Origin of the sequence: Streptomyces sp. NPDC008238, from assembly GCF_042956445.1 — a bacterium.
GTDB lineage: Bacteria > Actinomycetota > Actinomycetes > Streptomycetales > Streptomycetaceae > Actinacidiphila.
Genome location: NZ_JBIBGK010000039.1, coordinates 1 through 22,164, shown reverse-complemented (window position 1 = coordinate 22,164; position 22,164 = coordinate 1). Strand labels below are relative to the sequence as shown.

Annotated in this window: 16 protein-coding genes and 1 pseudogene; 4 read left to right on the top strand and 13 right to left on the bottom strand. The window is 74.5% G+C overall.

Annotated features, from left to right (window positions below; genetic code table 11):
- Positions 1-208: 208 nt before the first annotated feature.
- Positions 209-2,911 carry an SCO5717 family growth-regulating ATPase gene (locus tag ACFZAU_RS38670; RefSeq protein ID WP_500556104.1) on the top strand — a complete coding sequence of 901 codons (2,703 nt, stop codon included), beginning with the start codon at positions 209-211 and terminating at the stop codon, positions 2,909-2,911.
- 78 nt (positions 2,912-2,989) lie between these two features.
- Here the strand turns inward: ACFZAU_RS38670 and ACFZAU_RS38665 are convergent, their stop codons facing one another.
- From ACFZAU_RS38665 to rimP, 9 genes are all read right to left on the bottom strand, one after another.
- Entirely contained in the window at positions 2,990-3,946 is a 957-nt protein-coding gene (locus ACFZAU_RS38665; protein WP_499602082.1) for a bifunctional riboflavin kinase/FAD synthetase, read from the bottom strand.
- Between the two features lie 153 nt (positions 3,947-4,099).
- Positions 4,100-7,729 carry a serine protease gene (locus ACFZAU_RS38660; protein WP_500556103.1) on the bottom strand — a complete coding sequence of 1,210 codons (3,630 nt, stop codon included), beginning with the start codon at positions 7,727-7,729 and terminating at the stop codon, positions 4,100-4,102.
- A gap of 1,101 nt (positions 7,730-8,830) precedes the next feature.
- Complete coding sequence (gene truB, locus ACFZAU_RS38655) at positions 8,831-9,712, bottom strand: tRNA pseudouridine(55) synthase TruB (RefSeq protein WP_499602086.1); 882 nt, start codon at positions 9,710-9,712, stop codon at positions 8,831-8,833.
- On the bottom strand, positions 9,709-10,209 hold the full coding sequence (rbfA, locus tag ACFZAU_RS38650; protein WP_500556102.1) for a 30S ribosome-binding factor RbfA: 501 nt from the start codon (positions 10,207-10,209) through the stop codon (positions 9,709-9,711). The genes truB and rbfA overlap by 4 nt, the downstream gene beginning before the upstream one ends.
- A 42-nt stretch (positions 10,210-10,251) precedes the next feature.
- On the bottom strand, positions 10,252-10,545 hold the full coding sequence (locus tag ACFZAU_RS38645) for a DUF503 domain-containing protein (RefSeq protein WP_431965611.1): 294 nt from the start codon (positions 10,543-10,545) through the stop codon (positions 10,252-10,254).
- A gap of 144 nt (positions 10,546-10,689) precedes the next feature.
- Complete coding sequence (infB, locus tag ACFZAU_RS38640; RefSeq protein WP_500556101.1) at positions 10,690-13,806, bottom strand: translation initiation factor IF-2; 3,117 nt, start codon at positions 13,804-13,806, stop codon at positions 10,690-10,692.
- A gap of 154 nt (positions 13,807-13,960) precedes the next feature.
- Positions 13,961-14,242 carry a YlxR family protein gene (locus ACFZAU_RS38635; protein WP_500556100.1) on the bottom strand — a complete coding sequence of 94 codons (282 nt, stop codon included), beginning with the start codon at positions 14,240-14,242 and terminating at the stop codon, positions 13,961-13,963.
- Positions 14,243-14,320: 78 nt separating this feature from the next.
- Complete coding sequence (gene nusA / locus ACFZAU_RS38630; RefSeq protein ID WP_500465356.1) at positions 14,321-15,307, bottom strand: transcription termination factor NusA; 987 nt, start codon at positions 15,305-15,307, stop codon at positions 14,321-14,323.
- Between the two features lie 2 nt (positions 15,308-15,309).
- On the bottom strand, positions 15,310-15,834 hold the full coding sequence (gene rimP / locus ACFZAU_RS38625; RefSeq protein WP_499602093.1) for a ribosome maturation factor RimP: 525 nt from the start codon (positions 15,832-15,834) through the stop codon (positions 15,310-15,312).
- Between the two features lie 151 nt (positions 15,835-15,985).
- Here rimP and ACFZAU_RS38620 point away from each other — a divergent pair, with 151 nt between their 5' ends.
- Genes ACFZAU_RS38620 through ACFZAU_RS38610 form a run of 3 tightly spaced genes read left to right on the top strand, consistent with a single transcriptional unit; the run spans position 15,986 to position 17,957 of the window.
- Positions 15,986-16,543 (top strand): hypothetical protein, encoded by a 558-nt coding sequence (locus tag ACFZAU_RS38620; RefSeq protein ID WP_500556127.1) that lies wholly within the window; start codon positions 15,986-15,988, stop codon positions 16,541-16,543.
- Positions 16,544-16,551: 8 nt separating this feature from the next.
- Positions 16,552-16,998 carry a ferritin-like domain-containing protein gene (locus tag ACFZAU_RS38615; protein ID WP_500465354.1) on the top strand — a complete coding sequence of 149 codons (447 nt, stop codon included), beginning with the start codon at positions 16,552-16,554 and terminating at the stop codon, positions 16,996-16,998.
- 23 nt (positions 16,999-17,021) lie between these two features.
- Entirely contained in the window at positions 17,022-17,957 is a 936-nt protein-coding gene (locus ACFZAU_RS38610; RefSeq protein WP_500556099.1) for an aminoglycoside phosphotransferase family protein, read from the top strand.
- 746 nt (positions 17,958-18,703) lie between these two features.
- On the opposite strand, the gene ACFZAU_RS38605 is transcribed toward ACFZAU_RS38610, so the two are convergent.
- The 4 genes and pseudogenes from ACFZAU_RS38605 to ACFZAU_RS38590 all read right to left on the bottom strand — a co-directional run.
- Positions 18,704-20,392, bottom strand: coding sequence for a proline--tRNA ligase (locus tag ACFZAU_RS38605; protein WP_500556098.1), 1,689 nt, complete (start codon positions 20,390-20,392; stop codon positions 18,704-18,706).
- Between the two features lie 70 nt (positions 20,393-20,462).
- Positions 20,463-20,996, bottom strand: coding sequence for a GNAT family N-acetyltransferase (locus ACFZAU_RS38600; protein WP_499602100.1), 534 nt, complete (start codon positions 20,994-20,996; stop codon positions 20,463-20,465).
- Between the two features lie 14 nt (positions 20,997-21,010).
- Positions 21,011-21,856: a GNAT family N-acetyltransferase gene (locus ACFZAU_RS38595; protein WP_499602102.1), complete on the bottom strand. Its 846-nt coding sequence runs from the start codon at positions 21,854-21,856 to the stop codon at positions 21,011-21,013.
- Between the two features lie 132 nt (positions 21,857-21,988).
- Positions 21,989-22,164 (bottom strand): annotated as a pseudogene (locus ACFZAU_RS38590) (flavodoxin-dependent (E)-4-hydroxy-3-methylbut-2-enyl-diphosphate synthase); the annotation flags it as partial.

Genomic DNA, 22,164 nt, shown 5'->3' with positions numbered 1-22,164 from the left:
CTCGTCGGCGGTGCGGCCCCCGTGCGGGACAAACAGGGCATCACGCCGGCGTGCCCGTCGTGATGCCCACGGCGCTTGCCCTACCCGCGGGCCGGGTGATTAGGCTCTTCCGGTGAGCCGTGGCGGCTGCGCCGCGGGAACTCCGAGACGGGGGAAACGCGTCCGCCCCGACGGGTGGGACGCGTACATCAGTTGACCAGGAGGCACAGTGAGCAGCGATCAGGACGACATCCGCACGGGCGGGGCCGTCCCGGACGGGGATCAGTCCGACGCGGACCTCACGGGCGAGTTCCAGATCGACTACGCGCCGCCGTCCTGGTACACGCAGCAGGCCGGCGGAGGTCCCGCCACGCCCCCGGCGCCCGCCCCCGGTCCGGGTCCGGGCCCCGCGGTCAGCCCGCCGCCGCCCGTCGGGCCGCCGGTCGGGCCACCGGTCGCCGCTCCGGTGAACCCGCCGCTCGGGCCGCCCGTGGGTCCGCCGGTCGGCGGGCCGGTGGCGCCCACGACGGCGGCCGCCCCCGAGGCGGCGGCACCGCAGCAGCAGCCCCCGTCGCAGCCGCCGCAGCAACCGCAGCCCGAGCAACCGGCCGCGCCCGCCCCCGCGGTGGCCCCGGCCGCGGAGGAGGAGCCGCCCACTCCGGCGACCACGCCCGCGCAACCGCAGCCCGCGCCCGTGGTCCCCGACGCAGCCCGTGAGGCCGCGGCGGCGGCGGTCTTCGCCGACCCCGGGCCCGCCCGGCCCGAGGAACCGCAGCCGGCCGAACCGCGTCCCGCACAGGAGCCCGGACCCGTCGCCGCCGAGGCGACGCCCGCCCCCGACGCGGAGCCGGAACCGGCGCCCCACCCGGCGCAGACGCCCGAGGCACAGGCCCCGGCCGCCCCCGAGCAGCAGGCGCAGGCACAGCCGCCCGTCACCGCGCCGCCCGCCCCGGCGCCGCAGTCCCAGGTGCCGCCGCTGCCTCCCGAGTACCAGCCGGCCGCCCCGCAGGAGGCGCCGCAGCAGGGGTACGGCTACCCGCAGCCGCCCCACCAGGGCGCACCCTGGAGCGACCCCAACGTGCCCGCGCCGCAGCCGCCGTACGGCTACGGCTACCCCCAGCCGGTCCCGCCGCCGCACGGCTACGGCTACCCGCAGCCGAACCAGGGCGCCCCGTGGGGCGACCCCAACGCGCAGCAGCCTCCGCAGCCGCAGCCCCAACCGCCGTCCGCGCAGCAGGGGTACGGCTACCCGCAGCAGGGGCCGGGCCCGCAGCAGCCGCCGGTCCCGCCCCAGCCGCAGCCGCCCGTGCCGCCGTACGGGCAGCCCGGCCCGCAGCAGCCGCCGGCTCCCGCGCCCGCTCCGGGCCCGTTCCCGCAGCAGGGGCAGCAGCCGATGCCGCCGTACGCCGACGGCACCAACCCCCCTCCGCCCCCGCACGGTTACGGCTATCCGCAGCAGGTGCCCGGCCCGTACGCCCAGCCCCAGCCGCCCGTACAGCCGCAACCGCAGCCGCACTCCCAGCCCCACCCGCAGCCCCCGGCCCCGGCCCCGGCCCCGCCGCAGCAGCAGCAGCAGCAGCAACAACAACAACAACAACCGCAACAGCAGCCCACCCCGCCCGTGGACCCGCGCACGGCGGCCGGCTGGGGCGGCCCGGGTCCCGGCCAGGAGCAGCAGCAGCGCGTGATGCACGGCGCGCCGCTCGGCTACAACGCGGCCGTGGAGCTGTCCTCGGACCGGCTGCTGCGGCAGCAGCCGAAGGCGCGCAAGAACAACAACCAGCCCTCGCGCTTCAAGATCGGCGCCAAGAAGGAGGAGCAGGAGCGCCAGCGCAAGCTGGACCTGATCCGCACCCCGGTGCTGTCCTGCTACCGGATCGCGGTGATCAGCCTCAAGGGCGGCGTCGGCAAGACGACGACCACCACCGCGCTGGGTTCCACGCTCGCGTCCGAGCGCCAGGACAAGATCCTCGCCATCGACGCCAACCCGGACGCCGGCACCCTCGGCCGCCGGGTGCGCCGGGAGACCGGGGCGACGATCCGCGACCTGGTCCAGGCGCTGCCGCAGCTCAACAGCTACATGGACATCCGGCGCTTCACCTCGCAGGCGCCCTCCGGTCTGGAGATCATCGCCAACGACGTGGACCCGGCCGTCTCCACCACCTTCAACGACGAGGACTACCGCCGCGCGGTGGCCCTGCTCGGCCAGCAGTACCCGATCATCCTGACCGACTCCGGCACCGGCCTGCTCTACAGCGCCATGCGCGGCGTGCTCGACCTGGCCGACCAGCTGATCATCATCTCCACCCCGTCGGTCGACGGTGCCAGCAGCGCCAGCACGACCCTGGACTGGCTCGCCGCGCACGGGTACGCCGACCTCGTGCAGCGCAGCCTCACCGTGATCTCGGGGGTGCGCGAGACCGGCAAGATGATCAAGGTGGACGACATCGTCGCGCACTTCGAGACCCGCTGCCGCGGCGTCGTCGTGGTGCCCTTCGACGAGCACCTCGCCGCGGGCGCCGAGGTCGACCTCGACATGATGCGGCCGAAGACCAGAGAGGCGTACTTCCACCTGGCGTCGCTGGTCGCCGAGGACTTCGTCCGCGCGCAGCAGGCACAGGGCGTCTACCCGCCCCAGCAGCCGATGCCGCAGCAGCAGGGCGGCTACCCGCCCCAGCAGGGACAGCCGGGACAGCAGCCGTACCCGCCGCAGCAGCCGATGCCCCCGCAGCAGGGGTACGGCTACCCGCAGCAGCCGCCGTACGGGCAGCCGGCGCCGCCGCCCCCGCCGGGCCAGGGCGGCATGCCCCAGGGCTGGACGCAGCAGCCGCCCCCGCCGCCGCAGGAGGCGCAGCCCGGACAGGAGGCGCAGCCCGGACAGCAGCCCCCGGCTCCGGGGCAGGTCCCGCCGGGCTGGACCCAGCAGCAGTGACGGAAAAGGGCCCGTCCCGCCATCGTGGCGGGACGGGCCCTTTCCGTCCGGCTGGTCGGCGGCGCTCCGGCCGCGGACTCAGTCGGTGGCGCCGTAGGCGTCGACCAGCTCCCGGGCACGCTTGACGTCGTCCGCCATCCGCTCCAGGAGCGCGTCGATCGTGTCGAACTTCTCCATGCCCCGCAGGTAGGCGAGGAAGTCGACGGCGACGTGCAGCCCGTACAGGTCCAGGCCGACGCGGTCGATGGCGTAGGCCTCGACGGTGCGGGCGGTGCCGTCGAAGGTGGGGTTGGTGCCGACGGAGATCGCGGCGGGCATCGCCTCGCCCGCCACGTGCAGCCAGCCGGCGTAGACCCCGTCGGCGGGGATCGCGGTGTGCGGCAGCGTCTCGACGTTCGCCGTCGGGTAGCCGAGGTCGCGGCCGCGCTGGGCGCCGCGGACGACCACGCCCTCGACGCGGTGCGGCCGGCCGAGGATCTCGCGGGCGCCCGCCACGTCGCCCTCGGCGACCAGGCGGCGGGTCATGGTGGAGGAGAACGGCTGGCCGCCGCCCGCCTCGCCCGTCAGGTAGAGGTCGACGACGTCCACCTCGTAGTCGTACTTCAGCCCCATCGCGGAGAGGAACTCCACGTCACCGGCCGCCTTGTGCCCGAATCGGAAGTTCGGGCCCTCGACGACGGCCCGGGCGTGGAGCGCGTCGACCAGCACGGTGCGGATGAAGTCGCCCGGCGAGAGCTGCGAGAACTCGGTGGTGAACGGCAGGATCAGCAGGGCGTCCACACCCAGCTCCGCCATCAGCTCGGCGCGGCGGTGGTGGGCCGCCAGCAGCGGCGGGTGGCTGCCCGGGCGGACGACCTCGCTGGGGTGCGGGTCGAAGGTGACGACGACGGAGGCGACGCCCAGCTCGCGGGCGCGCTCGACGGCCCGGCCGATGATCAGCTGGTGGCCGCGGTGCACACCGTCGTACGAACCGATGGTGACGACGCTGCGTCCCCAGTCCTCGGGGACGTCCTCCAGGCCTCGCCAGCGCTGCACAGTGACCGCTCTCCTCGACCGCCGATGGTTCTCCGATGTGCAGGTCCAAGCCTGCCATGCCGGGCCCCCCACCGGCGCGGCACCCCCGGTGACGGGGCCGTTCCGGATCCGCCGCGGGTCGTCCCCCGCCCCACCGCCCGGCCCGGGAGCCCGTCACAGGCCCACCGCCCGCGCGGGCGCGAGCTGGTCGCACATGCGCCGGGCGCTGGGGCCGATGACCGCGTCCCATGCCCCGGCGCCCGCGCCGTCGGGCCCGTCGGCGGCCAGCCATCCGCGCACCTGCCGGCCGAACCCGGGCGACCCGCTGACCAGCTGCACCAGCCGCCGGTCGAAGAGGGCCGCCCCCTCGGGCGTACGGCAGAGCAGGAGGCCGACCCGGTGCACCAGGTCGCGGGTCGCCGGGGCCGGCCGCCGGGCGCACCCGTCGGCGGCCGCGGTGAGCAGGGCGTCCAGTACCGCGGGGTCGCGCTCCTGCTCCAGCAGCACGTCCAGCAGCTCCCGGCGCAGCGGACGGGAGACCTGGCCGCCCGGCGCGGCCAGCACGGGCGCCAGCACCCTGCGCACCTGCGGCGGGTGCTCCCGCAGCAGGCCGGTGACGAGCGGCAGGAGCACGGCGCGGGCGGCCGGGCCGTGCTCCAGCCGGCGGTCGAGGTAGGCGGCCGCGTACCGGGCGTCCTCGGGGCGGTGGCCGAGGTGGTCCCACACCAGGGCGGCGGCCCGCCGCGCAAGCGCCGGGGTGGAGACCTCGGCCAGCTCGCGCAGCACCTCGGCGGCGCCGGGACCGGGTTCGCGCAGCCGGCGGTGGAAGGCGGCGAGCACCTGCTCGGGATGGGTGGGCAGGGCAGCGGCGAGCGCCGCGGCCGGCAGCAGGGGATCGCCGGCGGCGAATCCGTCCAGGGCGGCGGCCAGGTGGAGGGAGCGGGTCGCCGGGTCCCGCACGAGGAGGCCGAGCGCGGCACCGTGCAGGGCGCGGTCGGCGGGTCTGGCCAGGATCGCCAGGGCCGCGTAGCGCAGCAGCTCGCGGTCGGCGGCGAGTGCGGCGTGCGGGGCGGCGAGCAGGCCGTAGGTGGCGGCGTCGGTGTGGCGCTCGGGCCGGTCGTCGTGCGCCCAGCGGTCGACGGCGCGGCACACGGCGGACGGCTCGTCCTCGGCGAGGGCCGCCAGCAGTTCCCGGGAACGGGCGTGGTCCGTGGCGGCCAGGGCCTCGGTGAGGTCGTCGACCGCCTGCCGCCGGTGGGTGTGGAGCAGGGCCTGCGCCGCAGTGGCGACCGTCGGCCGGGGGCCGGAGGGCGCGGACTGCAGCAGCCGTTCGTCGGTGAACCAGTCGCACAGCGCGGGCAGCGACGGTCGCGGCGCACCGGTCAGCACCTCGCCGGCCGCCGTCAGGAACCGCTCGCGTGTGCCGTCCGCGACGCGCGGCGGGCCGTCGGCGGGGAGCAGCACCCGCAGCAGGGCCAGGCGCTCCTCCGGGGGAAGCCGCAGCCGCCGCCAGAACCACGGGCCGAACTCCCCCAGCCCCGCGCCCTCGTGGAAGCCCCCGGCCTCGATGGAACGGGCGGTGACGCGTTCCGCCAGCAGCCGCAGCACCTCCCGGTACGGTGTGGCGTCGGGCACCGCGAGCAGGGTCTCCCCCAGCAGATGCGCCGCCCACCACACCGCGTCCGCGCGCCGGACCGCCGGCCGCCCGCCGTCGCCGCGCGGCAGGACGCCCGCGGCGCCGCGGGCCGCGGGCACGGCGGCGTCGCGGTCGAGCACCAGGACGAGTTGCCGAAGCCTGCGGGCGAGGGTCTCCGGCCCTGAGCGGCGCGCGGTGAGCAGCAGCCCCTGCACGACGGGGCCGATGCGGTGCCGGGGCACGGGCAGGCAGCGCGGCACGGAGGGCGGGGCCAGCGACGGCGCGGGCGGGACCGGTGGCACGGCGCTGTGCCGCGGCTGCGCGGCGGCCCGGGCGGGCAGGCGCACGGGGGCCTCGGCGCTGCCGTCCCGGTCGCCGGCCGACCAGCGGTGAACGAGGGCGTACAGCGCCTCGTCCAGGTCGAGTTGGCAGCCCTGCAGCCAGTCGCCGAACTCCTCGTGCGCGAAGCGGTACCCCGCGCCGGCCGGTACGACGAGCCCCTCCGTGAGCACCGCCGCGGCCCACCCGGAGCGCCACGGGAACAGCTCCTCGAAGGAGGCGCGGTCCAGTTCGCCCTGCCCGGGGCCCAGACAGCGCCGGGCCGCCTCGTGCGCCTGCCCGGCGACGCGGGCGGCCAGCCGCCGCACCTCCGGGGCCCGCGCGGGGGGCGTGGCGGCCGCGATGCGGTCCGCGATCCGCAGGCACAGCAGGTCCAGATGGGCCGAGAACACCTCCGCCCGGCCCGGCCGTCCCATGAGGCCGCCGCCGGCGGCCCGTACCTCCGACAGCAGCCGCAGCGCCAGCGGATGCGCCGCGTCCTGCTCGGCGAGGGCGCCGGCAGGCAGTCCGTGGCGCTCACGGACGAGCCGCGCCGGCTCCTCCGGCAGCGCGCCCAGGCGCAGGCACGCGGGCAGCGCGCGGGCCCCCGGCGGGGTTCCGGCGTCATGGAGCACGCCGGGCGGGAAGAGCGCCCCGGCCTGTTCCCAGTACTCGGGGCGGCAGGCCACGATCAGCCGCGCACCCGCCGACCGCAGCCAACTCGCCGTCTCAGCCGTCCACTCGGGCAGCGCGTGGGCGAGCACCGGCGGCATCTCCTCGGGGGCGTCCAGCACGACGAGCAACGGCCGCCCCACGGTGCGCGCCAGGCGGGCGACCGCATCGGGGGACGCGTCGGCCGGCGCGTGCTCCGGTGCCGCCCCGGCGTGCACGATGCGCCCCGCGGCGGCCAGCGCCCGCTCCACTGCCTCCCGCAATCCGGCGTCCCCCGCACGCAGTTCGGCCCCGCGCAGCCACACCGTGGGCGCCGGGTCCGGACCGGCGGCACGCCGCGCGGCCAGCACCTCCAGCTCGGTCGTACGCCCGCTCCCGGGGGCGCCGACCAGCCCCAGCACCGGGGCGCACCCCTCCCCCGTGAACCGGGCCAGCTCCGCCTCCGCGTCCGGCCGTACGACGGCCTCCCGCCAGGCACGCGGCCGGGCCGCGGAACCGACCGAGGTCGCGGTCAGCTGCAGCGCCCCGGCGATGTTCAGGTGCGGCCCGTACGCGGGTACGGTGGCCGCGTTGCGCGCCAGCGCCTCCCCGAGTACCCCGCCCTCGGCGGGGGCGCGCAACGGCACGGCGAATCCGCCCGCGCGCCGCCCCGCGTGCATCGCGGTCACCAGGACGCCGTGCACCGCCCCTGTCTCGGCGTCGATCACCGGCTCCCCGGAGGCGACCGCGCGCAGCGGCTCGTCGTCCCCGCGCGCGCCGGCCAGCTCGTACGCCGCGTCGAGCAGGTGGAAGCGGTCCGTCGCGGTGTACGTCACCGGAGCCGTCCCCGCGATCGTGGCCTCCACCCAGCCCGCGCCGCGCAACCGCACGACCCGCCCGGGCCCCGCGGTCCGCGCGAACCCCGCCACGGGCAGCGGCGGCACGTCCAGCCCCTCCGTCGCCACGAGCGCGAGCCCCAGCTCCGGCAACGGCGTGATCGCGTGCACCTCGACGAGGGTCGTCTGTTCCCCGTGCGCGTGCAGCACGAGCCGGACGAGGCCGTCCACGGCCTCGTGGCTCGTCACGAGCGTCCCGCGGCCGTCCCGCGCCTCGACGAGGAACCCCGTCCCCCGCGGCCGTCCGGCCAGGTCACGAACGCGCACCAGCGCCCTGTCGACATCGGCGGGCAGCACCGCCATCTGCGCACCTCCCCGCCACAGTGCCCGTTTCGACCGTAGACGTCCGTTGATCGACAGAACAGATCCCATGTCGAAAGCGCCCCCGAGCGCTCCCTCTCTTCACTCCGAGCGCCTGCCCGTTGGAGTGAATCGATCTTGTGGGGTGGATAGGGACGGGGGGAGGGGGGATCGTGCGGCGCGGGCCGCCAGGGGGGAGGGCCCGCGCCCACGCTCACGCGCTTGCCCGGTTGTTGTGTGCGGCGCCGTTGTGGTTGCGCTGCGCTGTGCTGCCCGGTTGTTGTGTGCGGGTCGTTTGCGCCTGCGGCGGGCGTCCGCCCGCCCTCCCTCCCTCCCCCAGCCTTCGGCCGGGGGGACCCCCATCCGGCGCGATTGGTGCGGCCTGCGCACTGTGCATGGGTGGGCCGGGGGCGGGGCCTCCGGGGTGGGCATTCTGTACCGCATATTTATGTGCATGGCGGGCACCACTCGTCGGTGCCGTCGCTGCCGCACATCACATACATGTCAGCGTCCAGAACGCCCACCCTCCCCCAGCCTTCGGCCGGGGGTGCCCCCAACTCCCCCACCCCCTCCGAATCGACAGCGACCAACGGCCGGTGGGTGGCCACAAGGCAGCCCGGGGACACCGCACCTGCCCCACGCACCCCCCAACGGGACACCCTGCACCCGCGCTACAGGGAGGGGTGCGGCGGGGTGCTCCCCCTGGCCGAAGCCTGAGGGAGACGAGCGGCGGACGCGGCGCCGAATGATGCGGGCTGAACCCGTGGGGCCGTGGGGGTCAGAGGGCCGTTCCGGGTACCCCCGCACGCCTTACTGACCCCCCACCGGCCGTTGTGCGCCCATACCTCGGGAGGGGGTGTGTCGGGGTGCGCCCGGAAACGACGAGCGGCGAACGCGGTGCCCAAGGATGTGGGGGTAAACCGCGAGCGTTGAGGACGTGCGCCGGCGCGGCCACGACCCCACCACAACATGCGCAGACCCGCACCAACCGCGCCGGGCAATCGGGCGGGAGGGTGGGGGAGAAACCCAACAACAACCACAACGGCGCCGCACACAACAACCCACCGGGCACACAACAAGCAACCCCGGTCCGGAAGCGCAGCGTCAGCGCAGGTTGGCCAGGATCCGAGCCTGCCCCTCCCGCGCTTCGACCAGCGCCAAAAACTCCCCCTCCGGCCCGAACACCGCCGTCGGCACCGCCCCCAGGGACGGCGGCGCCTCCAGCCGCACCCCGTTCCCGAGCAACCGCGCCTGCCGGTCGTCCACGTCCCACCGGGGGAACGCCGCCGCCGCGGCCTCCCCGATGGGCAGCACCGCGAACGCCTCCGTGAGCTGCTCCAGCGTGCGGGCGAGGTCGGCCCCGTAGGGCCCGACACGGGTGCGCCGCAGCGCGGTGAGGTGGCCGCCGACGCCGAGCGCGGCGCCCAGGTCCCGGGCGAGGGCCCGGATGTACGTACCGGAGGAGCACTCGACCGTGACGTCGACGTCGACCACGGCTCCGCCCTCCAGCGGGACGTGCCGGACGTCCCGCACGACGAACGCCGACACCGTCACCGGCCGCGCCGCCAGCTCGAAGTCCTCGCCGCCGCGCACGCGGGCGTAGGACCGGACGCCGTCGACCTTGATCGCGCTCACCTTGGAGGGCACCTGCATGATGTCCCCGGTCAGCGGCACGATGCCCGCGTCGATGGCCTCACGGGTGACCCCGTCCGCGGGGACCGAGGCCGTGACCTCGCCCTCAGCGTCGTCGGTGACCGTGCTCCGGCCGAGCCGAATGGTCGCCTCGTACTCCTTGCGGGTGAGGGCGAGGTGCCCGAGCAGCCGGGTGGCCTTCTCGACGCCGATGACGAGGACGCCGGTGGCCATGGGGTCGAGCGTGCCGGCGTGCCCCACGCGCCGTGTCCCGGCCAGCCTGCGCAGCCGGGACACGACGTCGTGCGAGGTCATCCCGCCCGGCTTGTCGACGATGACAAGCCCGTCCTTCATCGAGCGCCGTCCTCCGCCTCGTGGTCACCCTCGGCGTCGCCCTCATGGTCGCCCTCGGCGTCGTCCTCGTCCTCGTCCTCCGCAGGCTTGCGGTAGGGGTCGGATTCGCCGGCGTAGGAGGCGTCCGTGGCGGTCTTGCGGACCTCCTCGTCGGCCAGCCGCGCCTTGGCGAGCAGGTCCTCGATCGTGCGCGCGTTCTCCGGGACCGCGTCGGCGACGAACGTCAGGGTGGGCGTGAAGCGCACGCCGGTCTGCCGTCCGACCTCCGAGCGGAGGACGCCCTTGGCACTCTCCAGAGCCGCCGCCGAGGCGGCCCGCTCCTCGTCGTCACCGAAGACCGTGTAGAAGACGGTCGCCTCCCGGAGGTCACCGGTGACCCGGGTGTCCGTGATCGTCACGTAGCCCAGCCGCGGGTCCTTGATCCGCCTCTGGAGCGTCTCCGCGACCACGACCCGGATGCGGTCCGCCAGCTTGCGCGCCCGCGCGGTGTCGGTCATGCGTGCTCTTCTCTCTTCTCTTCACGCTTCGGTACGTGAGTGTCAGTCGTCGTCCCCGTGGACCTGCTGCCGCGCCGACAGCAGGTCCACCTCGGGGCGCGAGGCCATCCAGCGCTCGCAGCGTCCGAGGACGTCCTTGATGTGCCCGAGATCCCCGGACACGACCGCCACGCCGATCTCGGCCCTGCGGTAGAGGTCGTGATGGTCGACCTCGGCGACGCTCACCGCGAACTTGCGGTGGAGCTCGGCCACGATGGGCCGGATGACGGACCGCTTCTCCTTCAGCGAGCGGACGTCGCCGAGAAGCAGGTCGAAGGACAGCGTCCCTACATACATGGGCATCAGGTCAAGCCGACCTGTGGGGCCTCGTAGTGAACGGTGCGAACACCGTGAACAGCAATCACCACAGTAAAGGCAACGGCCGGGGCCGATCGACGGAATTTACCCTCCGCCAACCGGCCCCGGTCATGTGTACCTCGATCAGACGCGAGGCTTCTCGCGCAGCTCGTAGGTCGCGACGACGTCGTCGATCTTGATGTCGTTGTAGTTGCCGAGGTTGATACCGCCCTCGAAACCTTCACGAATCTCGGTGACGTCGTCCTTGAAGCGCCGCAGACCCTCGATGGTGAGGTTCTCGGCGACGACCTTGCCGTCACGCAGCAGGCGCGCCTTGGCGTTGCGTCGGACCTCGCCGGAGCGGATGAGCACACCGGCGATGTTGCCGAGCTTGGAGGAGCGGAAGACCTCGCGGATCTCGGCGGTGCCGAGCTCCACCTCCTCGTACTCGGGCTTGAGCATGCCCTTGAGCGCCGCCTCGATCTCGTCGATGACCTGGTAGATCACCGAGTAGTAGCGGACGTCGACGCCCTCACGCTCGGCCAGCGACGTGGCGCGGCCCTCGGCCCGCACGTTGAAGCCGATGATGATCGCGTCGGACCCCGCCGCCAGGGTGACGTCGGTCTCGGTGACCGCACCGACACCCCGGTGGAGGATGCGCAGGTCCACGTCCTCGCCGACGTCGAGCTGGAGCAGCGAGGACTCCAGGGCCTCGACCGAACCGGACGCGTCGCCCTTGATGATGAGGTTGAGCTGCTGGACCTCGCCGGCCTTGAGCACCTTGTCCAGGTCCTCCAGGCTGACCCGGCGGCGGGACTTGGCGAAGGCCGCGTTGCGCTCGCGGGCGGCACGCTTCTCGGCGATCTGACGGGCCGTACGGTCCTCGTCGACCACCAGGAAGTTGTCGCCGGCACCCGGCACGTTCGTCAGACCGAGCACCAGGACCGGGGTCGAGGGGCCCGCCTCGTCGACGGTGTTGCCGGTGTCGTCGAGCATGGCGCGGACACGGCCGTACGCGTCGCCGACCACCATGGTGTCGCCGACCCGCAGGGTGCCGCGCTGGACCAGGACGGTCGCCACGGCGCCGCGGCCGCGGTCGAGGTGGGCCTCGATCGCGATGCCCTGGGCGTCCTGCTCCGGGTTGGCGCGCAGGTCGAGCGCGGCGTCCGCGGTCAGGACCACGGCCTCCAGGAGGCTGTCGATGTTCAGGCCCTGCTTGGCGGAGATGTCGACGAACATCGTCTCGCCGCCGTACTCCTCGGCCACCAGGCCGAACTCGGTGAGCTGACCGCGCACCTTCGTCGGGTCGGCGCCCTCGACGTCGATCTTGTTGACCGCGACCACGATCGGCACGTCGGCCGCCTTGGCGTGGTTCAGCGCCTCGATCGTCTGGGGCATGACGCCGTCGTTCGCCGCCACCACGAGGATCGCGATGTCGGTGGACTTGGCACCGCGGGCACGCATGGCGGTGAACGCCTCGTGACCGGGGGTGTCGATGAAGGTGATCGCCCGGTGCTCGCCGTTGACCTCGGTGGCCACCTGGTACGCACCGATGTGCTGGGTGATGCCGCCGGCCTCGCCCGCGACCACGTTGGTCTTGCGGATCGCGTCGAGGAGGCGGGTCTTGCCGTGGTCGACGTGACCCATGACGGTCACGACCGGCGGACGCGCGACGAGCGCTTCCTCGCCGCCCTCGTCCTCGCCGAACTCGATGTCGAAGGACTCGAGGAGCTCGCGGTCCTCCTCCTCCGGGCTGACGATCTGGAGGGTGTAGTTCATCTCGTCGGCGAGCAGCTGCAGCGTGTCGTCGGAGACGGACTGGGTCGCGGTGACCATCTCGCCGAGGTTCAGCATCACCTGGACGAGCGACGCCGGGTTGGCGCCGATTTTCTCGGCGAAGTCGGTCAGCGAGGCACCACGGGAGAGGCGCACGGTGTCGCCGTTGCCGCGGGGCAGCAGCACGCCGCCCACGGACGGGGCCTGCATGGCCTCGTACTCCTGGCGCTTCGCCCGCTTCGACTTGCGCCCACGGGCCGGACGGCCACCGGGGCCACGGCCGAAGGCGCCCTGCGTGCCACCGCGGCCACCCGGGCCACCGGGACGACCGCCGAAGCCGCCGCCACCGGGACGGCCGGCGAAGCCGCCGCCACCGCCACCGCCGGGGGCACCGCCCGGACGCGGACCGCCGAAGCCGCCGCCACCACCGGGACGACCGCCGCCGCCACCGCCACCGGGACGGCCGGCGAAGCCGCCGCCGCCGCCGGGACGACCGGCACCGCCGCCGGGACGCGCGCCGGGGCCGCCGCCGGGACGACCGGGACCGCCCGGACGACCCGGGGCACCGCCGGCAGCGGGACGCTGCGGCATCATGCCGGGGTTCGGACGGGGACCGCCGCCCTGCGGACGGGGCATGCCGCCCGGGGTCGGACGCGCACCGCCGGAGGCGGCACCGCCACCGGGACGCGGAGCGCCACCCGGACGGGGACCGCCGGCACCCGGGGCGCCACCGGGGCGCGGGCCGGACTGGCCGGGGGCACCACCGTGGCCGCCGCCGGGACGCGGCGCCTGCGGGCGCGGCATGCCGGTGGAGCCGGAGGTGAAGGGGTTGTTGCCCGGACGGGGACCGGCCGGACGCGGGGCGCCCGGACGCGCGGCCTGGCCGCCGGGACGCGGGGCACCGGGGCCGCCCTGGCCACGGCCGCCGTCACGCTGACCGGGACCGGAGGGACGGGTACCGGGACGCGGGCCGGGGGCACCGGGACGACCGCCGGAGGGGCGCTCGGCCTGGGCCGGACGCTCCTGGGCGGCGGGACGCTCCGGGGCCGGGGCCGGCGGGGCGGAGAACTCCGCCTGCGGCACCGGGGTGACCGGGGCGGGCTTGGCCGGGGCCGGCTTGGGGCCGGGGGTCGGGCGCGGGCCCGGGGCCGGCGCGGCGCCGCCCGCGGGCTTGGGGGTGGTGGGGGCAGGTCCCGCGGCCGGCTTCGGGGCCGGGGCAGCGGGACGGGCCGGCGCACCCGGAGTGGGGGTGGCCGGCTTTGCGGGCGCGGCCTTGCGCGGCGCCGCGGGCTTGACACCTGAGGGCTTGGAGGCGGAACCGCCGCCGGGGCCCTGCAGTGCGTCAGTCAGCTTGCGAACAACCGGCGCCTCGATCGTCGAGGACGCCGAACGGACGAATTCGCCAAGTTCTTGGAGCTTGGCCATGACGACCTTGCTCTCAACTCCGAACTCCTTGGCGAGTTCGTATACCCGGACCTTAGCCACTTCGCTCCTTCATGAGGTCCGGGGTGGTCGTCCGCCGGACCGTCGCTACTTCATGGGCGTACTCATCGCGTGCTCATCGAGTGCTCATCGCAATCTCGACCTACTTCCAACTCGCGGGGTACTGACCGCACGGTCGCCCGAGCGGTCTTCCTGCCTACTCACGGTGTGCCTGCTCGACGTACCCGCGGAGGTCCGCGGTGTCCAGCGGTCCCCGGGCCCGGAAGGCCCGCGGGAACGCCCGGCGGCGGACCGCCAGGTCGAGACAGACGGTGTCGGGGTGCACATAGGCACCCCGACCGGGCAGCGTACCGCGAAGATCGGGAACACAGGACTCCCCGACCACCGCCACACGCAGCAGATCATGCTTGACCGCCCGCTCCCTGCACCCGATGCACGTGCGCTCCGGGCGTGCTGGGCCATGCGTCCGGCCAGACATCCTTAGTCTACCTCCCCGCGCCGACCTCACCCCTCCGGGTTATTCGACGCACGGTTGTTCTTCCGTCACCCGCGGGTGCTACTGCTCGGCCTGCTCGGTGTCCGGCCGGATGTCGATCCGCCAGCCCGTGAGCCGTGCGGCCAGGCGCGCGTTCTGCCCTTCCTTGCCGATCGCCAGCGACAGCTGGTAGTCCGGCACGGTCACCCGGGCGGAGCGGGCGCCCATGTCGACGATCTCCACCTTGCTCACCCGAGCGGGTGACAGGGCGTTGGCGACCATCTCCGCCGGGTCGTCCGACCAGTCGACGATGTCGATCTTCTCGCCGTTCAGTTCGGCCATCACCGCGCGCACCCGGGCGCCCATGGGGCCGATGCAGGCGCCCTTGGCGTTCAGCCCGGAGCGTCCGGAGCGGACCGCGATCTTCGTGCGGTGGCCGGCCTCGCGGGCGATCGCGGAGATCTCGACGGAACCGTCGGCGATCTCCGGGACCTCCAGCGCGAAGAGCTTCTTCACCAGGTTGGGGTGGGTGCGCGAGAGCGTCACGGACGGACCGCGCACGCCCTTGGCCACCCGGACGACGTACGAGCGCAGCCGGGTGCCGTGCTTGTAGTCCTCGCCGGGCACCTGCTCCTGCACGGGCAGGATCGCCTCGAGCTTGCCGATGTCGACCAGGACGTTCTTGGGGTCCTTGCCCTGCTGGACGACACCGGTGACGATGTCGCCCTCACGTCCGGCGTACTCGCCGAAGGTGATCTCCTCCTCCGCGTCCCGCAGCCGCTGCAGGATGACCTGCTTGGCCGTGGTCGCGGCGATCCGCCCGAAACCGCTGGGCGTGTCGTCGAACTCCCGGGGCTCGGCGCCCTCGGGGGTCTCCGACGGGTCCTCCTTGGCCCACACCGTGACGTGCCCGTTGGTGCGGTCGAGCTGCACGCGCGCGTTGCGGCGGCTGCCCGGCTCGCGGTGGTACGCGATGAGGAGCGCCGACTCGATCGCCTCGACCAGCAGGTCGAAGGAGATCTCCTTCTCCCGGACCAGACCCCGCAGGGCACTCATGTCGATGTCCACGGCTACGCCTCCTCAGTGCTCTCGTCGCCGTCAGTATCGGCACCGGCCGGGTCCTTGCGACTGAATTCGATCTCCACCCGCGCCTTGGCGATCTCGCCGAAGGCGACCCGGGCGGGCTTGGGCTTGCGTCCCTTGACACCCGGGACCTCCAGGTCGAGCCCTTCCTCGTCGACCGCGAGGATCCGCGCGACCAACTGCTCGCCGCCGGCCGTCGTCAGCTTGACCAGCCGGCCCTCGTTGCGCCGGAAGTGGCGCGGCTCGGTGAGCGGACGGTCCAGGCCCGGCGAGGAGACCTCCAGCAGGTACGCCGCCCCGCCCATGGCGTCGGCGTCGTCGAGTACCTGCGAGATCTCCCGGCTCAGCTCGGCGATCGTGTCCAACGGGGCACCCTCGTCGGAGTCCACGATCACCTGGAGCTGCCGACGGTTGCCGGCCGCGGTCACCTTGACCTCTTCCAGTTCGAGCCCCGTCTTCACGACGAGCGGCTCGAGCAGCGCGCGCAGCCTCTCGCTCTGGGTGGTGCTCATCCGGGTGACTCCTCGGCCGCGTGTGCTGTTGTGATGGAAGGTCGTGTGTCGGGCCAAAGCCTATCGGTTCAGGTCCCGGAACGACGATTCGGCGCCGCGGAGGGCGCCGTCACGGCCGTCGGCCGCCACGCGGGTACCCTCACGTGAGGTGATCACGGGAAGGGGCACTGTGCCGCTCAGCAACATTCCCCGCCGGCGCGCGGTCCGCGCCGCCCTCGTCCTGCCGGCCGCGGCCGGACTGCTCGGCGGATGTTCCGACGGGACACGGCCCGAGGGGACCTCCGCGAAGGGCTCGCCGTCCGCCGACGCGAGCGTGACGCTGCGCCGGCGGGCCGCCCGGGACAGCGCGGCACTGCTGGCGCGCTACGACGCCACCATCACGGCGCACCCGGACCTGGCGCAGCGGCTGCAGCCGCTGCGGGCCGAAGTGGCGCGCCACGCCGAGGCGTTCGGCCCGTCCGGGCGTTCCGCTTCACCGTCGCCCTCGGGATCCGCGGCGCCCTCGCCATCCGCGTCGCCGTCGCCTTCGGCCTCCCCGTCCGCCCCCGCGCGGGCCGGGGACGCGCTGTCCGCGCTGGCGGCGGCCGAGCGCACGCTCGCCGACGCCCGGACCGCCGCGCTCCTGGACGCGCCGGCCGAACTCGCCCGCCTGCTCGCCTCGGTGGCCGCCTGCGGCGCCGGGCACGTCCTGCTGCTCAAGGAGCACTGACCCGACCCATGGCACAGCAAGCGCTGCTCAAGGCCGTCCAGGCCGCACTCTCCGCCGAGCACGCCGCGGTGTACGGCTACGGCATCGTCGGCGCCCGCGTCGGCGAGGAACTCGCCCGGCAGGCCCAGCAGTCGTACGACGCGCACCGCGCCCGCCGCGACGCGCTGCGCCGCACCGTCGGCGACCTCGGCGGCGAACCCGTCGCCGCCGAGCCCGCGTACGCCCTCCCGTTCGACGTGCCGGACCGCGCGGCGGCCGTGCGTCTCGCCGCGGAACTGGAGGACCGGGTCGCCGGGGTCTACGCGGACCTCGTGCGCGCGGCCGACGCCGATCTGCGCCGCGGGGCGGCCGACGCGCTGCGCGAGGCGGCGGTCCGCGCCGTGCGCTGGCGCGGGGGGAGCGTAGCCTTCCCGGGGCTGGCCGAACGCGAGCGGACGGCCGCGGAGAAGGTTTAGCACCAGGAGGGACGTACCCACGCATGGCCTCGGCACCTCAGCCCCAGCACCTGGAACCGCCCGAGCGGCTGGTCCGCACGGTCAGCGCCCGGGAGGGCGAGGCGGGCCGCGCCTGGCTCGCCGGCCTCCCCGAGCGCGTCGCGGACCTCCTCGCGCGCTGGGAACTGCGGCCCGAGCGCGTCCTCTCCCCCGGCGGCCGGACCAGCATGGCCGTCCTCGTACGGCAGGCCGACGACACCCCCGCGACCCTCAAGGTCGGCCTCGTCACGGACGAGACCCGGTACGAACACGCCGCGCTCGCCCGCTGGGACGGCCGCGGCGCGGTCCGCCTGCTGCGGGCCGACCCCGAGGCTGGGGCGCTCCTGCTGGAGCGCCTGCACAACGACGTGTCGCTGCGCTCGCTGCCCGAGCAGAAGGCGATGCTCGAGGCGTGCGCCACCCTGCAGCGGCTCTGGGTCCCCCCGGGCGAGGGCCACCCGTTCGTGCCCGTCGCCGAGCACACGGCGCGCCTGGCGGCGCTGCTGCGGGAACGGCGCGAACGGCCGTACGTGCCGGACGAGGCCCGGTCCCTGGTCGACGAGGCACTCGCGGTCCGCGACGAGTTGTGCGCGGACGCCCCGGGCGAGGCGGTACTGCTGCACGGCGACTACCACCACGGCAACGTGCTCGCCGCGGACCGCGTGCCGTGGCTGGCCGTCGACCCCAGGCCGCTGGCGGGCGAGCCGGCGTACGACCTGGCGTGGCTCGTCCGCGACCGCCTCGAGACGCTGGTCGCCACGCCGGGCTCGCAGTCCGCGGCCCGCCGCAGGGTCGCCAAGCTCTCCGACTCCCTCGACACCGACCGGGACCGCGTCCGCGGGTGGGCACTGTTTCGCGCGGTCGAGGCGGGGGTGTGGGGGTTCTCTGTGGGCGACCGTCAGACCGGTGAGCTGTTGCTGGAGTTCGCGGCCTGGCTGTAGACCCCGGGTCCCCGCGTGCGGGTCTTACGTGGCTGGGGTTGGGTTTCTCCCCCACCCTCCCTCCCCCAGCCTTCGGCCGGGGGTGCCCCCACCTCCCCCACCCCCTCCGAATCGACGGCGACCAACGGCCGGTGGGGGTGCGAAGGCGGTCCGGGGTTGCCGCACCCGTCCCACGCACCCCTCACCGGCCGTCATGCGCCCGCGCAAAGAGACTGGGGCGTGGCGGGGTGCTCCCCCTGGCCGGAAGCTGGAGAAGACAGGCGGCTGACCCGGTGCCGAACGATGCAGGCCTGAACCACGGGGCCGCGGGTCAGGGCGCGGTTCGGGGCGCCCCGGATTGCCTCCATACCCCCACCGGCCGTTGTGCGCCCATACGACGGGAGGGGGTGTGGCGGGGTGCGGCCATGGGGGTCCCCCCGGCCGAAGGCTGGGGGAGACGAGCGGTTAAGTGCGGTACCAGGGGATGTGGACGTAAACCGCGAGCGTTCTGGGGGTCCCCCCGGCCGAAGGCTGGGGGAGTGCGCCGGCGCGGCCCCGACCCCACAACAACGTGCGAGACCCGCACCAACCGCGCCGGATGGGGGTCCCCCCGGCCGAAGGTTGGGGGAGGGAGGGCGGGTGGGAGACAGCCCGCCGCAGGCGCAACGGACCCGCACACACCCCACCGGGCAGCCCGGCGCAGCCGACCGCAGGCGCAACGGACCCGCACACAGCAACCGGCCGCAACCACAACCCACCCGCACCCGCTACGCGGAAAGGCGCGCCACCGCATCCCCCACGGACAACTCCTCCCGCTCCCCGGACCGCCGGTCCTTCACCTCGACGACCCCGTCCGCGGCCCCCCGCCCCACCACCAGAATCGTCGGCACCCCGAGCAGCTCCGCGTCCGTGAACTTGACGCCCGGGGAGACGCCCGCGCGGTCGTCGACGATGACCCGGACCCCGGAGGCGTGCAGCTTCTCCGCGACCTCGAGGGCCAGCTCCGTCTGCAGTGCCTTGCCCGCCGCCACGACGTGCACGTCCGCCGGGGCGACCTCGCGCGGCCAGCACAGGCCCTGCCCGTCGGCGGTCTGCTCGGCGAGCGCGGCGACGGCGCGGGAGACGCCGATGCCGTACGAGCCCATGGTGACCCGGACGGGCTTGCCGTTCTGGCCGAGGACGTCGAGCCCGAAGGCGTCGGCGTACTTGCGGCCCAGCTGGAAGATGTGGCCGATCTCGATGGCCCGGTCCAGCTTGAGGCCGGCGCCGCAGCGCGGGCAGGGGTCGCCGGGCTCGACGGTGACGACGTCGAGGTACTCGTCGACCTCGAAGTCGCGGCCGCAGACGACGTTACGGGCGTGCGTGTCGGGCTTGTTGGCGCCGGTGACCCAGGCCGTGCCCGGGGCGACGCGCGGGTCGGCGAGGTAGCGGACGCCGGTGAGGCCCTGCGGGCCGACGTAGCCGCGGACTAGGTCGGGGCGGCCGGTGAAGTCCTCGGCGGTGACGAGTTCGACCTCGGCGGGGGCGAGGTGCTCCGCGAGCTTGCCGAGGTCGACCTCGCGGTCGCCGGGGACGCCGACGGCGACGATCTCGCCGTCGACCTTGACGAGCAGGTTCTTCAGGGTGGCCGAGGCCGGCACGCCGAGGTGGGCCGCGAGGGTCTCGATGGTGGGGGTGTCGGGGGTGTCGACCTCCTCCAGCGGCGGGTGCGCGGCGCCCTCGACGGGGGGCACCACGGTGGTGACGGCCTCGGTGTTGGCCGCGTAGTCGCAGGCCGGGCAGTCCACGAAGGTGTCCTCGCCGGCGGAGGCGGGGCCGAGGAACTCCTCGGAGGCCGAGCCGCCCATCGCGCCGGAGACGGCGGAGACGATGCGGTAGTCGAAGCCGAGCCGCGAGAAGATCTTGATATACGCCTCGCGGTGCAGCCGGTAGGCCTCGGCCAGCCCCTCGTCGGTGGTGTCGAAGGAGTAGGAGTCCTTCATCTGGAACTCGCGGCCGCGCAGCACGCCGGACCGGGGCCGGGCCTCGTCGCGGTACTTGGTCTGGATCTGGTAGAGGATCACCGGCAGGTCCTTGTAGGACGTGCACTGGTCCTTCACCACCTGGGTGAAGATCTCCTCGTGCGTGGGACCGAGCACGTAGTCCGCGCCCTTGCGGTCGCGGAGCTGGAAGAGCAGGTCGCCGTACTCGCCGGCGCGGCCGGTGGCCTCGTAGTTCTCGCGCGGGAGCAGCGCGGGCAGCAGGACCTCCTGGCCCCCGATGGCGTCCATCTCCTCGCGGACGACGCGGGCGACGTTCTCCAGCACGCGCTTGCCGAGCGGCAGCCAGGTCCACACCCCCGCGGAGGAGCGGCGGACGTATCCGGCCCGGACCAGGAGTTTGTGGCTCGCGGTCTCGGCGTCGGCCGGGTCGTCGCGCAGCGTCTTGAGCATCAGCCGGGACATGCGCAGGACCATGGGGCTCTCCAGGGGGTTTCGTACCGTTCCGCCGAGGATATCGAGCCGTGGCGCGCAGCCGGAAACGCGTTTACCGGGCGAGCGGGAGGTGGGCGCCCATGACGGCGTAGGGGCTGGCGGCGCTGGGGAAGTGCACGGGCCGCGCCAGGTCGGTGTAGCCGAGGGCGCGGTAGAGCCGCCGGGCCCGGCTCTCGGTGTCGATGGCGGACAGGATGCTGCGGGGTTCGTCGGCGCCGTCGGTGATGGTGGTGATGAGGGCGCGCCCGATGCCGCGACCCTGGAAATCGGGGTGGACGTGCAGTTCGGTGATGGTGAAGGAGTCGTCGAGCCACGCGTCGGTGCCGGTGCGCCGCAGGTAGGGCTCGACGACCGTGGACCACCAGTGGGTGCGGCTGTTGGGCATGCCGTACACGAAGCCGGCGAGCCGTCCGTCGGGGGTGAGCGCGCCGAGCGAGCGGACGCCGGGGAAGCAGAGGTGCCGCAGCACGATCTGCCGCCGGATGGCGACCTCCTCCGCGCCCAGTCCGAAGGCGACCGCCTGGACGGCCAGTGCCTCGTCCACCCGTGCCGTCAGGTCGATCGGCTCTACCGCCACGTCCTCCATGGGCGGCGACACTACTAGAACAGGACGCTCATGAAGGCGCCGACCTCGGTGAAGCCGACGCGGCGGTAGGCGGCGCGGGCGGGCGCGTTGAAGTCGTTGACGTAGAGGCTGGCCACCGGGGCGACGTCGCGCAGCGCGTAGTGGAGGACGGCGGCCATGCCGGTCTCGGACAGGCGGCGGCCGCGGTACTCGGGGGCGACCCAGACGCCCTGGATCTGGCAGGCGTGCCGGGTGACGGCGCCGATCTCCGCCTTGAAGACGACCCTGCCGTCCTCGATGCGGGCGAACGCGCGGCCGGCGCTGACGAGTTCGGCGACGCGGGCCTGGTAGATCAGTCCGCCGTCACCGGCGAGCGGGGAGACGCCGACCTCCTCGGTGAACATGGCGACGCAGGCCGGCATGATCACGTCCATCTCGTCGCGCCGGACCCGCCGCACGTGGGGGTCGGGCTCGACCTGGGCGGGCAGTGCGCGGGTGACCATCAGCGGCTGGTGGGCGCGGACCTCGCGGGCGGGGCCCCAGCTGGGTTCGAGCAGCGACCACAGCGCGGAGGCGGCGGGGGCGGGCCCGACGATGGAGGAGCAGCGGCGTCCGGCGCGCAGGGCCCGCTCGGCGAAGGCACGGACGGCTTCGGGGCCGGCGCTGATCGGGACGAGGTTGGCGCCGGCGTAGCAGAGCGCCTCGAGGCGGCCTCCGGAGTACCACCCCCACATCTCGCCGCCGAGGCGCCAGGGGTCGAGGCCGGCGACCGCGACCCGGGAGGCGACGAAGGCGTTGGCCACCGGGTCGCGGTCGAGCACCGCGAGGGCGGCGTCGAGTTCGCCGGGTTCCATGACCTTGGTCGTCGTGGTCGTCAACACGTGGGGCGCCTCACCGTACGGGCCGCAGCGGTCGGGGGAAGTCCCCGAACCTTACCTCGCGAACGCGTGTTCCGCCCGGGCCGGCCCGTATCCCGGACCGCTGGGGTCCGGGACGCGGCTGCGGCCGGTGGTTCAGCTGATGGAGACGGAGGGCTCGCCGGAGGTGACGCCGTCGGCCTCCATCTGCTCGGCGAGCTTCATGGCCTCTTCGATGAGGGTCTCGACGATCTTCGACTCGGGGACGGTCTTGATGACCTCGCCCTTGACGAAGATCTGCCCCTTGCCGTTGCCCGAGGCCACCCCCAGGT